The organism is Rhizobium rhizogenes NBRC 13257, assembly GCF_000696095.1.
Taxonomy (GTDB): domain Bacteria; phylum Pseudomonadota; class Alphaproteobacteria; order Rhizobiales; family Rhizobiaceae; genus Rhizobium; species Rhizobium rhizogenes.
Genome location: NZ_BAYX01000002.1, coordinates 540,613 through 553,032, shown reverse-complemented (window position 1 = coordinate 553,032; position 12,420 = coordinate 540,613). Strand labels below are relative to the sequence as shown.

Below are 12,420 nucleotides of genomic sequence, written 5' to 3'. Positions count from 1 at the left end.
CTCATGCCTGTAACGGCAAAAGCGGGTCGGCATCGCTGCCTCACCCGCCTTCCGCCATTCATGACCCGGCCAACAGGCCCTGAAGTTCCGTCAGCTTGTCGTTGACCAGCCAGCCGTAATAATTCTCCTCCGGCAGCTTGCGACCACCGGGCTTATCGGCATCCTGCCGGAGCGACAGCGCCCGGCGACGCGGCTGGCCGACATTGTATAGCGTCGCGGTCAGGCCGGGATTGTCGGAGATATCGAAGCCCTGATCCCGGTAGGCCTCTATGGCATCCTTGATGATCGCGGCGATGTAGAGAACGCTGCGCGCCGGATCCATGATGTCGCGATAGATCGCCTGCGGATCGTCCGGCGATAATTTCGCCAATCCGCTGGTGGCATGCACCCGGTCGGTGACCTCCAGCGCCGTCAGCGGGCTGATCTGCCCGAGGCCGAAGGTCTGCCCGGCATAGAAGGGCTGAAAGAACGCTCGCTGGAACGTCATGTTCTCATAGGAAACGCCGTCGATGGTCTTACCGCGAAAATTCTGATCCCACGTCTCGTCGCGGCATTCCCAGAGTTCGGTGCTGCCGGTGAAACCATTGCAACGCGCAAATTCCGGCCTCTTCACGAAGGACTGCACGGACGTGCCCTTGTAGCTGAACGTGAAGTCCGCCTTCGAATAGGCGAGCGCCTTGACATAGTAGGACTGAACCCTGTCGACGATCGTGATGTTGTAGGTGTGCTCGCCGACAAGGGCGCCAATGATGTGGATCGGATCGATCTGATAGGTCTCAGCTGCCTTCTTAATCTGCTGCATCAGGCTTTTGTCCTGGCGGAGCACCGTGAGGATCTTCTCGTATTTCTCCTCATAGGTCGTGGAGAAGGCCTTGGCGCGCATCGCCGATGTCGAGGGGATCGCAGGCTGCTCGGAATTGCGGTTGCCGGGAGGCACGCGCACCATGTCCTGGGCCGCGCAAGTGGAGGTAATGGCAAGAAAAAGGATGAGGCTGGTCGCCGAAATCTTCGATAGGCTTGTTCGCATTTGATAATCGCTCTCGTAAAAGGCCCCGACCACAGGACCGCCTTCATATTCGAACAAGCTCCTGAAACAAGGCTGAGCGGTTCTTCCGTGAGACGAATCGCAATAAACTTTAGGTGACGTGGCACTTGCCCACGCACGAATCCACGACTTCAGAGAGGAACCCGGTGAACCATCTTTTCGTGACCGGAGGCATTCTGCTTGCCGCAGCACCTGGCGCCGCAATTCCGACGATGGACGATGTTCCGGCACTTGCCGCCGCCGCGATCGTGCGAAGGATCGATGTCCCGATGTCGGCCATCCACATATCGAGCACCAAACCCAGCACCAAAATGCCCGGGTTCGTCGTCTGTGGGATCATCGACGAGCAATCCGCCGGTGGGGACAAGAACGAGCGCTTCTTTGTCGTCATACCCGGTGACTTCGCAATCCTCGACCGCGACGGGCAGAAGCTCGTGGATACCTACTGGTCTGCCAATCAGTGCAAGTGATTTGCCATGGCCTTGCTGATCATGGCAAGTTCTTCGGGCGTGCGGCCCGGCTCAAGACGGAGCCAGACATTCGGATCGTCAGCGGATTGCCGCTTGATATAGGTGTAACCCGTCCCGCTCCACGTCTTCACGGCATCGGTCAGATTGTCCAGAACGAGATCGCCGTCGTTCGTTCGCGCCATCAGCACGAGATGCCCCTCATTGTGCTTGTCGAGAACGACCGTCAGCAGCAAGGCCGAACGGGGCCAGCCCGCCTCTATGAGAAGCTTCCTTTTCAGCAGAACATAGTCGTTGCAATTGCCCATGCCGTCATCGGGATAGGTCCACCAGTTCATGATGCCTAGCTTGTAAATTCCATAATGGTCGTCATCTCCGACGCCCTGGATCTCATGATTGACCAATTGGTTGATCTGCAGCAGCTCCGCCCGGCGGTCCTCGTCGACTTTTGCGAATTCTTCGCTCTTCTGCCCTGCGGCACATTCGGCGGGTTGGGCGTCGCAGAAGCTGATCCAGCCGATCGGCACGGTCGTTCTTATGGTGACACGCGCAAAGCTATGCGGCTGCGAGCCGGACATATTCCCTGCGGGCTTCGCGATGGTCGCGCCCGAAAAGAACAAAAGCCCGGCTAGAAACAGAATGCATGTGACGAGTAGCGATCGCATCTTTGGCTCCATGAACGACGCCATGAAGCCGAAAGCCCGTCAAATTTATTCAAAAGAAGATTGTTCGCATTTTAGGTTTCCTGCGTTTTTCACCCGACAGAGCCATCGAGATCGATCGCATGTTAAAAATTCTCCGAACGATCAAAACCGGCAGTCGGCCTTCTTTTGAGCCCCACAACCGGCCTCTCGAGGATATTATGCCGCCCTTCCCACTGGCGCGGCGGGGCATTGATGCATATCTTCACCGGCATCCTCATCAATTATAAGAGCCGGTTTTGTTTCTCGAAATTTCAATCGTCGTCCTGCTGACCATCCTTAACGGTGTCCTGGCAATGTCGGAGCTTGCCGTGGTTTCCGCACGACCGGCACGTCTCAAGGTTCTTGCGGATCAGGGCAGCAGAGGTGCCCGCCTGGCGATCAGACTGATCGAGCACCCCGGCCGCTTTCTGTCGACGGTCCAGATCGGCATCACGCTGGTCGGCGTCCTCTCCGGCGCGTTCTCAGGCGCAACGCTCGGCGCCCGCTTCACGAACTGGCTGGTCACCCAGGGCATGTCCCAGGGGTTGGCCGACGCCCTCGGCGTCGGAACAGTCGTCGTGGCGATCACCTATCTCTCGCTGATCGTCGGTGAACTCGTGCCGAAGCAGATTGCGCTCCGCGCGCCCGAGACAGTGGCCAGCAAAGTCGCCCCGGCGATGACCGTTCTCTCGAAGCTCGCCTTGCCGCTGGTCTGGCTTCTCGATGCGTCCGGCCGTCTGGTGCTCAGCCTTCTCGGGCAATCCGGAAAGGGTAGCGACGGCGTCACCGATGAGGAGATCAAGACCATTCTTGCCGAGGCGCAGAGCGCCGGCGTGATCGAGAGCGAAGAATCCGCGATGATTTCGGGCGTCATGCGGCTGGCGGACCGGACCGCGCGAGCGCTGATGACCCCAAGGCGCGAGGTCGAGCTGATCGATGTCGATGACAGTGCGGAAGAGATACGCACACAGCTTCATCGCACCAACCGTTCGCAGCTTCCCGTGCGCAGGGGAAGTTCCGACGAGGTTCTGGGCGTTCTGTTCGTCAAGGATTATTACGACGCGATGTCCACCGACGGCCGCGCCGATATCAAGGCGCTAACGCGCGAGGTTCCGGTCGTGTCGGATCTTGCCACCGCCAACACCGTCATCCAGATGATCCGCACGTCGCCCACCGACATGGTCCTCGTCTTCGACGAATATGGGCACTTCGAAGGCGTCGTTACCTCCGGCGATATCATGGAAGCCATCATGGGGGTGTTCCAGACCGAACATGGCGAAGAGCCGGCAATCGCGCGGCGCGACGACGGTTCCTATCTCGTCTCCGGCTGGATGCCGATCGACGAATTCTCGGAATTCATGAACATCCCGCTCGACGAGGATGCCGAGTATCAGACCGTCGCGGGTCTGGTGCTGGAGGAACTGAAACATCTTCCGGAACTCGGGGAGAGTTTCAGCAGGAACGGCTGGCGTTTCGAAGTCATCGATCTTGACGGCCGGCGGATCGACAAGCTTCTGCTGTCACCCGAAAAGACCGAGGCTGCATAGCATCGACCCGGCCGACTGTGCTCTTCTCGTACCGGCGGCAATTTTCGACGGACCGGATGGCTGAAAACCTGGGACAGACCGAGAGACACATGGCATAAGGGCGCCAAAATCTCTCTCTTCGGGCCTCGCGTAGACAATATGATCCGTATCGAAAATATCAGCAAGCAGAACAGCCACCGCATCCTCTTCATCGAGGCGTCCGCAGCGCTCAACAGGGGCGAGAGCGTCGGGCTCGTCGGTCCCAACGGGGCCGGCAAGACGACGTTGTTCCGGATGATCACCGGACAGGAGCTGCCCGACGAAGGGCAAGTCTCCGCCGATAAGGGCATCACCATCGGCTACTTCAACCAGGATGTCGGTGAGATGGAAGGCCGCAGCGCCGTCTCCGAAGTCATGGAAGGCGCGGGTCCGGTCAGCGTCGTCGCCGCCGAATTGCGCGATCTTGAGGCCGCCATGGTCGATCCCGATCAGGCCGACAACATGGACAAGATTATCGAGCGCTACGGCGAAGTGCAGGCGCGCTACGAAGAGCTGGACGGCTATGCTCTGGAGGGTCGCGCTCGCGAAGTCCTGGCAGGACTGAGCTTCAGCGAAGAAATGATGGACGGCGATGTCGGCGCGCTGTCGGGCGGCTGGAAGATGCGCGTGGCGCTCGCCCGAATTCTCCTCATGCGCCCCGATGTCATGCTGCTCGACGAGCCGAGCAACCATCTGGATCTCGAAAGCCTCATCTGGCTCGAAGAATTCCTGAAGGGTTATGAAGGCGCATTGCTGATGACCTCGCACGACCGCGAGTTCATGAACCGCATCGTCACCAAGATCATCGAGATCGATGGCGGTTCGCTGAACAGCTATTCGGGCGACTATGAGTTCTACGAACAGCAGCGGGCCCAGAACGAGAAGCAGCAGCAGGCGCAATTCGAGCGTCAGCAGGCGATGCTCGCCAAGGAAATCAAGTTCATCGAGCGCTTCAAGGCGCGTGCCTCGCACGCTTCTCAGGTGCAGAGCCGCGTCAAGAAGCTGGAGAAGATCGACCGGGTGGAGCCGCCCAAGCGCCGCCAGACGGTCGCCTTCGAATTCCAGCCGGCCCCGCGCTCCGGCGAAGATGTCGTCAATCTGAAGAACGTCCATAAAAAGTACGGCAGCCGGGTCATCTACGAAGGGCTGGACTTCATGGTACGGCGCAAGGAGCGCTGGTGCATCATGGGCATCAACGGTGCCGGCAAGTCCACCCTGCTGAAGCTGGTTGCCGGCTCGACGCAGCCGGACGAAGGCAGCGTTGCCTTGGGCGCCAGCGTCAAGATGGGTTATTTCGCCCAGCATGCCATGGATCTTCTCGACGGCGAACGCACCGTGTTCCAGCAGCTCGAACACGACTTTCCGCAGGCGGGCCAAGGGTCGCTGCGCGCGCTTGCCGGATGTTTCGGGTTTTCCGGCGACGATGTCGAGAAGAGATGCCGGGTGCTGTCGGGCGGCGAGAAAGCGCGTCTGGTCATGGCGATCATGCTCTTCAACCCGCCGAACCTCCTCGTGCTCGATGAGCCCACGAACCATCTGGACCTCGACACGAAGGAAATGCTCATCAAGGCGCTGTCGCAATACGAGGGCACCATGCTGTTCGTCTCGCATGACCGACACTTCCTCGCAGAGCTCTCCAACCGCGTGCTCGAGCTGACGCCCGAAGGCATCCACCAATATGGCGGCGGCTATACGGAATATGTGGCGCGTACAGGCCATGAGGCGCCCGGTCTGCATAGCTGAACATAAGAGCGAGAGCTTTCGCGGCGAAGGTCGCTAGTGCGTGCTGACGCTGACAGGCAGAGGGGTTGACCCGTCGACCACCGCGACAGGCGTCGTCCTGCCACGGACGCGGATCTCGATGCGGCGGCGGGTTTCCACGGCTCCCGCCTGCCCCGCCGAGATCGTATCGCCCGGCAGGATCAGCTGAGCCGCCGACATTGGCAGGATCGTAGCATTCTTCAGCTTGGGATTGGCCTTCAGCACATTGGCAACGGCGATGGCGCGGGCCAGCCCCAGCCCGGCATTGTCGGCCGGCTCGACGGCCGATATCGGCAACCTGCCATCCATGGCGCCGATCAGCGTGTCGTCGAGGTTGGAGACCCTTCGCGCCACCGGCTGTTCGTCCGTATGGCCAATCACCTCGACGATATTGGCATCGTAGTCGTTGAGGTTGCCGGCGATCTCATCGGCGACGGTGGTATTGAGCAACTGCACGAACGTCCTGGTCAGATCGGTGCTGCCCGACTGAAAATAATTCGTCCTGACATCCTCCAGATTGATGATCGGAGGCCATTCGTGGGGGCCTGTCCCGCCGAGCCCTGCCGCCAGAAGCCTGTCCACTTCGTCGGGCGCCTTGGCGAGCGCGACGCCGTGCTGCTTCAACACTGCCGCAACCTTGGCAAGCTCTCGCAAATCCTCGGGCTTCGTTCCCTCCGTGCCTATGCTGTCCAGCGTCTCGCGCGCCAATACCAGCTCGCGCCAGTCCTTTTCCAGCTTCGCCTGATCCGCCGGAGAAAGGTCGCCGGACTTGAGCTGCTTTTGCAGCTGTACGATGAGATAGCTCTGCTCGGACCGCTTCTGTTCCAGAAGAACAAGCTGCTGCTCGGCATTCTTCAGCTTGCGCTCTGCCTCATAGCGCTGGCTTCTTTCTCGCGAAATCATCGCCGCTGCGACCAGCAGCAAGCAAAAGACCAGGAGCAGCATGGATTCAGCCATGGTCAAGCCGAGGATAAGGCCACGATTGTAGCCCCTGTGTTCCAGCTTCGGCTTGGCGTCCGTGGCGCGTATCACCATAGATGCCACCGGCGTTTGCGCCCAGCCGTCCCGGAAAGTACCTCATTATGCATGAGCACATCCTCGGCACCGGATGACCTCTCCGGATGTGGATCAACCACTTTGAGTTCGGGCGACAGTGGCCGTCCCGGCAGATCGGCTATACGGTTCAACGTCCGCTCGATATTCTGCAGCGGCTGCAATTGTGCCTCGGCCATGTCCTTGATGGCGGCGATGGCCGGCGCGAGCTCGGCCCGGACCACATCTTCCGGCGCGCGGATATCCTCGAGCTTCTTGCCGACCGTTTCGACGGCGGTGCCGAATTTGCCGATGATCTCGGATAGCTGCGATGTCGTTTCCGTCAGTTGCGCCGCCGCCTCGTTGATCGGCTTGACCGCCTGTTTCGCCAGGACTTCCAGGATCTTCTGGATTTCCTCGCCATTGCGCTCGGCCTGGTGCGCAATCTCCTCGAACCCCTCCGACAACATTTGCTGGCTGACGCGCCTATAGTGGGAGAATTCACGCGAGGAGGCGTCAAGCTCCGTACGCACACGCCGCGTCATCTCGGCCAGCTCATGGCGGGTACTGCGCTCGATGTCGATCGGGTCGCGCCGCATCTGGTTGAAGAGAATGCGCAGCGTCACGCCGGCGATGGTCGAGGTGACAGCAATGCCGAAATTGCGGACGATCGTCTCAATCGAGGTCTCACCGGCGAAGAGATAGAGCGAGACGCCGAGGCTCGACAGGGTGAACAGGAAGCCCATGTAATAAAGATTGTCGCCCGTCTGCTCGTTCTGGAGGCGGAATCCGGCGAAGGCCAACGAAGCGACGAAATAGATCGCCATCAGCAGCAGCGGCACGCCGGTCACGACCGGCAGCGACCAACCCAAGAGCTTGGAGGTCCAGATGAAGATCATGCCGCCGATGGTGGTGGAGGCGAAGAGGACCATCGGCCCGTAGTCGCGCATGGCGAACCTTGCCTCAGCATCGGCCATCAGCGTATCCCCTCCAATCGGACGAAGCCGTCGAAATAGCCATTGTTGTTCTTGATCCACTGCGCCCAGAAATTCGCAAGATCCTCCATACTGAACTTCGTATTCGGCCTTTGAAAGGCGATGATCTTGACCATGACACCATCCAGTGACGTCCGGTACTTGTCGCGCGCGGGGCTCGCCTGAAATTTCTGGTAGGAGGCGCCATCGCGATAGTTCGAGAAGGCGTCGGTGTGCTCCAGCATGTCGGAAGCGATGTAGAGATGCTTCGGCGTGCCCGGAGCGGCGCTTGCGAAGACCTCCAGATTGATCTTCTGGATCGCGGCCATGATCGGCGACAGCTTGCCCGCCTCGCCGACGCTCAGCTTACCGGCGATATCGGCAAGCGGCTTCTGGAATCCCTTCTCCCAGCGCGCCTGCGCCAGCCGTGGATTGCTGGTCCATTCGTCGACGTTGGCGCCGCTTCCAGGATTGCAGCCGTGGAAGGTCTGGATGAGCTCGCCCTCCTTCGCCGTCAGCGCGTAGATATCGATCGCGCCGCCGACCGGCACATCGGCGACGATCTTCTGGAACTGGTTGCGCAGGTCGAGCGCCGTCGTGTCCGATATCGGATCGGTGACGTCTAGCAGGATTGCCGTTTCCGACTTCGGTCCGTCCACCGGGCAAAGCGATACCTGGTCGACCGCGACATTGCCATTCGCCTTGTAGCGCAGCCAGCCATAGGCGCCGACGATGCCGAGCGACAGGACGGCAAGGCAAACCGTCGCGATGATCAGACCCGCCGAGCTGCCGCCCCGGCTACGCCGCTTGCGTCGCGCCAATGGTGCTCTCCGGGAAAAGATTGTCGAGCTTGTGATACTTCTCGATGGCGCTCTCGAATTCGTCGCCGATCCGTTTGATCTGCTCGCTCAATTCGGCCTGCGCGCTCTGGATACGTTCGCCAAGCAATTTGTCATCCCATTCCTCGTTGCTATGCAGCACCGGCACCAAGCGCTCAAGCTGATAGCGGGAGGCGAAATAGGCTGGCTCAGGCTCCGTGCGCGCGCCTCTATTGGCCTCGCGATAGATGGTCAGAAGCGTGTTGGCGGTGCGCTCGAGATGATTTTGATGTTCGGCGAAGAGACCGGCCGTCCGGGCGCGGTGGGCGAGGATCGCGGCGGTCTCCTGGCGGCGCATGCTGAGATCGCGGATGATCGCCTCGATCTTGCTGTTGTGTTCGTCGCGGATATCCCGGAGATCGTCGATCAGATCGAGCTTGCGGTCGATATAGCTGCTTCTCGCCGCATCGAGGCGCTTCTGCACGCCGGCAAAGCCTGGATAAGGATCCGTCAGGTAGCAGCCGTCGATGAAGGCAAAGAGCGAAAACATCAAGCCGACGGCAAACAGCATCCAGGAATTCAGCTCCTGCAGGCCGAACGGCGCGGTCTTCAGCCGCTGCATCACCTCCACGCCCGCGCCGGAGAGAATGGTTGCCGACACCTCGCGGTAATGCGCCAGCGCGATGTTGATCGCCAGCGCCACGGCGACGTAGGCGACCAGACCAAGCAGGCCGAGCAGCTTCAAAAGAAACGACCGGTGCACGAGGAAACGGACGCAGAAGAAGGAAAACATCAGCGCCGCGCCGATGTTCAGGAAGGCGAAGGCCGCCGCTTCCGTCACGCCGCCGACGACACCCTGCTCGCTTCCCTTGGCAAGAAAGCTGCCGTTCATCACCATCTCGATCAGGATGAGGAAAACGATCAGCGCCACCTTGAAGCCCCAGGCAGCCTTGCTGGAAATCTTCGCCGCACGCTGCAACCTGTGCCTCGACTTGAAGTCCACCAATTCATCCTCGGCGGTCTTCAGACTGCGGCGCAGGCCGTGCAGCTCGTCGACGCCGCTCGCGACCTCCGCCTTGAAATCCGAAATGCTCGACGCATTCGCCTGCCGGATCAGCCCGAATTGCCCCTCGAAATCGAGATTGCGCAGGCGGCTGTCGAAGGTCTGGAACTGATCCTCGAGGACCTGATGCGAGCTTTTCTTTTCCGTCTCGATCCAGGCGACCACATTCTGTTCGGTCTCGTCGAGGGATTGCGCGATTGGCCCCGGCCGGTTGAGCCTGCCGGCGGTCGCACCCTTCTCCTTTAGGCTGAGTGTCGTGCTCAGCTTCTCGACATCGACGACGGGAAACACATCGGTCGAGGCCCGAAAATCATGGCTGGTCTCCCGAACGGTCTCCCAGAGGCGGTTTAAGGCTTCAAAACGCAACGATCTTCCCCAGGCGAAACTATCAACTTTAGAAGGACCAGTGATAGACCGATACCGTACCGGTTGTCCCTGGTCCAGAGCAGTGCCGGCGAAGTTAAAACGGGATTGTGGTAAAGAATAGCCCGAAAGAACCTTGCCGGCCGGGAGGCTGCCGCGGTTGACGGCAAAGGCCCGGGATTTTTGTCGCCAGCCTCAATAAACCACTCGCCAAATCATCAAGATCGCCTAATTTGCTCCAATCGCGACAGAGCCGGAGATCAAGACCATGACATCCTCCCCCCTCAAGAATATCTGTATTTACGGTGCCGGCGCGCTTGGCGGCGCGATTGCGGCAAAACTGGCTTCAGGGCTCGGGGAACAGGCCCGCATTTCCGTCATTGCGCGCGGCGCGCATCTGGATGGCATTCGCACGCAGGGTATTCGTCTCTGGGAGGCCGAGGCGGATAAGCCGCTCGTGGCGCAAGTGACGGCAACCGACGATGCGGCAGAGCTACCGCCGCAGGACTTGGTGATCACGGGGCTTAAGGGCCACCAGCTCGGTGCGGCAGTGCCCGGCATCGCCAAGCTGCTGCACGCCGGCACCCGCGTCATGATGATCCTGAACGGCATACCCTGGTGGTATTTTCATCGGGACCAGCAAAGCGGCCATGCCGAGCGCCAGATGGAGGAACTCGACCCGAACGGCGACCTCTGGCGATCGATCGGCCCTGAGCGCGTTATCGGCTGCGTCGCCTATCAGGGCGCGGAGGTCATCAATCCCGGCGAAATCGAGCTCAGCAATAACGGCCATTTCATCCTCGGCGAGCCCTCGGGCGAGACATCAGGCGACATCGAAGCGATTGCGGCCCTGCTGAAGCAGGCAGGCGTCAACATCTCGATCTCGCCGCGCATCCGCGACGAAATCTGGAGCAAGCTGATGGGCAACGCCGCCTTCAATCCGATCAGCGCGCTGACACGGGCGCGGATGTCGGAAATCATGGCCAACCCTGCCCTCTCGGCGATGGTCGGTGCGGTGATGCACGAGGTGAAGGCAGTGGCGGAAGCCCTTGGGTCACACCTGGCAATCTCCATCGAGGAGCGCCTGGAACGCTCCCGCCATATCGGCCCGGTGCGCACCTCCATGCTGCAGGATCTGCTGGCCGGCAAGGCGCTGGAAATCACGCCTCTCGTCGGTGCGGTCGTTTCGCTCGGCAAGCTGACGGGTGTGGCAACGCCGACCTCGGCGACGATCCTGGCGCTGGTGACGCAATTGGACCAGGAGAATTTACGGACGGCAGAGTAGCCGTCAGCCGTCCTGATGCTGAGGTGGGAATCTGAAGGATTCTGTGAGGTCCGCTCGCGGAGCGTGTCGCAGTCTGCAAGCTGCAGTGCTACTTGTTGGGCGCGTTGACGCTGAGCAGCGAACGCACCAATGCAGCCTGGCTACGCACACCGGTTTTGTCGAAAATGCGCTGCAGCTGAGTGCGTAGCGTATTGACGCTAACTGCCAGGAGGCCGGCTGCCTCCGCGAGATCGTGGCCATCGACGATGAGGCGGGCAAGCTTGACCTGCGCGGGTGACAAACCATAGATCTCCCGTGCCCCATCTATCCGGCGGGCGACCGTCTCCGCATCGTCGAACGACACCAGCGCCTTGCCATCTTCGAGCAGGACCCAGCAGTGCATCGGTATCCCCGCCGCGTCCTCGCCAAGGGCCACCGCCCAGGCTTGCTTCGGCGATAAGCGTAGCCGTGTCTGGCCCTGCAGTTCGCGAAAGGCCAGACGGACGGCGTCACGAAGCGCGGGATCGTGTTCGCGCCGCTGGGCGCGGAGGCATCCGGCGGCGACGGCGAGTCCCTGATGGTCGCGTATCCGCTCTTGCGCGAGTCGGTTACTCCACAGGATACGCCTATCGGCATCGACCTCAATCAACGGGGAGTTCGCCTGTTCGACAGCGCTCTCCATCATCACCATGCAACTGATCTTCCAGATACCATCGACCCGGTGCAGGATTTTTAGCATGCGCTTCAGATCGCCGTTGGCGTTGGTGCCGATCTCGTCGTAGGTGACCCAGGCCATATTCCCGGCAACGATGACGTTGACCTTCTCCCACCGAACGCGCTCCGAAAAGAGGTGTTTCTCCGGAAATCGCTCCACGATCGTCTTAAGTCGCGCGGCGATCGCGTCCCAGCCTTCGTCGACCCGGATGCCCAGCGAGACGAAGGAGTCCATCCGCCGGGTCTGCGGCGATTGCACCCAGTGGCTTGCCACTGCCTCGAAGTCCCGCTGCAACCAGGCCTCGGTCTCGCTGCGGATCATTGCAATGATCGCGGCCTCGCCAGCCTCGCTTTCGTCCATTCCACGATCTCCGGTGACCTCGGGTCGCAGCATAACACGCTGATATCTCGTGGTACTAGGCTGCCTCAGATCAGGGTTATGCCAAGGATCAGGATCACGCCAACCATTATCGTGACCGACCCAAGCAGTCCCGAGCTCAAGCGCGGCAGAGCGATCTGGTTCGAGTAGTAGCGGTCCTCGGCCCAAGCACTTATCCGCACCGGTCGGGGCCTGGTGTGAATGTGTGTGATGGCGAGACTGTAAATGTCCATGATTTCCTTCGCTCCTGACGCTTTGATCCAAGCATCTTGGCATGGAGAGGTACCCTGAC

The 12,420-nt window shown here is 60.5% G+C and carries 12 protein-coding genes; 4 read left to right on the top strand and 8 right to left on the bottom strand.

Annotated features, from left to right (window positions below; all coding sequences use genetic code 11):
- Nucleotides 1-58 precede the first annotated feature (58 nt).
- The gene (locus tag RRH01S_RS06755) at nt 59-1,027 is read right to left on the bottom strand and encodes a DUF1402 family protein (protein ID WP_174010293.1); all 969 of its coding nucleotides are present in this window, start codon (nt 1,025-1,027) and stop codon (nt 59-61) included.
- 164 nt (nt 1,028-1,191) lie between these two features.
- Between RRH01S_RS06755 and RRH01S_RS06750 the strand changes: the two genes are divergently transcribed.
- Nucleotides 1,192-1,515 carry a hypothetical protein gene (locus tag RRH01S_RS06750; RefSeq protein WP_034518411.1) on the top strand — a complete coding sequence of 108 codons (324 nt, stop codon included), beginning with the start codon at nt 1,192-1,194 and terminating at the stop codon, nt 1,513-1,515.
- Here RRH01S_RS06750 and RRH01S_RS06745 read toward each other — a convergent pair.
- The gene (locus RRH01S_RS06745) at nt 1,503-2,177 is read right to left on the bottom strand and encodes a transglutaminase-like cysteine peptidase (RefSeq protein ID WP_007690837.1); all 675 of its coding nucleotides are present in this window, start codon (nt 2,175-2,177) and stop codon (nt 1,503-1,505) included. The two genes, RRH01S_RS06750 and RRH01S_RS06745, sit on opposite strands and share 13 nt — an antisense overlap.
- Nucleotides 2,178-2,452: 275 nt before the next feature.
- On the opposite strand from RRH01S_RS06745, the gene RRH01S_RS06740 reads away from it, so the two are divergent.
- Together RRH01S_RS06740 and RRH01S_RS06735 are read left to right on the top strand one after the other, a co-directional pair.
- Nucleotides 2,453-3,742: a hemolysin family protein gene (locus RRH01S_RS06740; protein ID WP_007690835.1), complete on the top strand. Its 1,290-nt coding sequence runs from the start codon at nt 2,453-2,455 to the stop codon at nt 3,740-3,742.
- A 138-nt stretch (nt 3,743-3,880) separates the two neighbouring features.
- Nucleotides 3,881-5,503: an ABC-F family ATP-binding cassette domain-containing protein gene (locus RRH01S_RS06735; RefSeq protein ID WP_007690833.1), complete on the top strand. Its 1,623-nt coding sequence runs from the start codon at nt 3,881-3,883 to the stop codon at nt 5,501-5,503.
- Between the two features lie 33 nt (nt 5,504-5,536).
- Here the strand turns inward: RRH01S_RS06735 and RRH01S_RS06730 are convergent, their stop codons facing one another.
- From RRH01S_RS06730 to RRH01S_RS06715, 4 genes are read right to left on the bottom strand one after another with little or no spacing between them, the layout of a single operon-like run.
- On the bottom strand, nt 5,537-6,556 hold the full coding sequence (locus RRH01S_RS06730; protein WP_007690830.1) for an OmpA family protein: 1,020 nt from the start codon (nt 6,554-6,556) through the stop codon (nt 5,537-5,539).
- On the bottom strand, nt 6,550-7,530 hold the full coding sequence (locus RRH01S_RS06725) for a hypothetical protein (RefSeq protein ID WP_007690828.1): 981 nt from the start codon (nt 7,528-7,530) through the stop codon (nt 6,550-6,552). The genes RRH01S_RS06730 and RRH01S_RS06725 overlap by 7 nt, the downstream gene beginning before the upstream one ends.
- Complete coding sequence (locus RRH01S_RS06720) at nt 7,530-8,348, bottom strand: hypothetical protein (protein ID WP_042470363.1); 819 nt, start codon at nt 8,346-8,348, stop codon at nt 7,530-7,532. The genes RRH01S_RS06725 and RRH01S_RS06720 overlap by 1 nt, the downstream gene beginning before the upstream one ends.
- On the bottom strand, nt 8,326-9,774 hold the full coding sequence (locus RRH01S_RS06715) for a hypothetical protein (protein WP_012651274.1): 1,449 nt from the start codon (nt 9,772-9,774) through the stop codon (nt 8,326-8,328). Before RRH01S_RS06715 ends, RRH01S_RS06720 begins: the two co-directional genes overlap by 23 nt.
- Nucleotides 9,775-10,039: 265 nt before the next feature.
- Between RRH01S_RS06715 and RRH01S_RS06710 the strand changes: the two genes are divergently transcribed.
- Complete coding sequence (locus tag RRH01S_RS06710) at nt 10,040-11,056, top strand: ketopantoate reductase family protein (protein ID WP_012651273.1); 1,017 nt, start codon at nt 10,040-10,042, stop codon at nt 11,054-11,056.
- An 88-nt stretch (nt 11,057-11,144) separates the two neighbouring features.
- Here the strand turns inward: RRH01S_RS06710 and RRH01S_RS06705 are convergent, their stop codons facing one another.
- Nucleotides 11,145-12,143: a helix-turn-helix domain-containing protein gene (locus RRH01S_RS06705; RefSeq protein ID WP_012651272.1), complete on the bottom strand. Its 999-nt coding sequence runs from the start codon at nt 12,141-12,143 to the stop codon at nt 11,145-11,147.
- A gap of 32 nt (nt 12,144-12,175) precedes the next feature.
- Nucleotides 12,176-12,361 (bottom strand): hypothetical protein, encoded by a 186-nt coding sequence (locus RRH01S_RS06700; RefSeq protein WP_007690821.1) that lies wholly within the window; start codon nt 12,359-12,361, stop codon nt 12,176-12,178.
- Nucleotides 12,362-12,420: the final 59 nt, after the last annotated feature.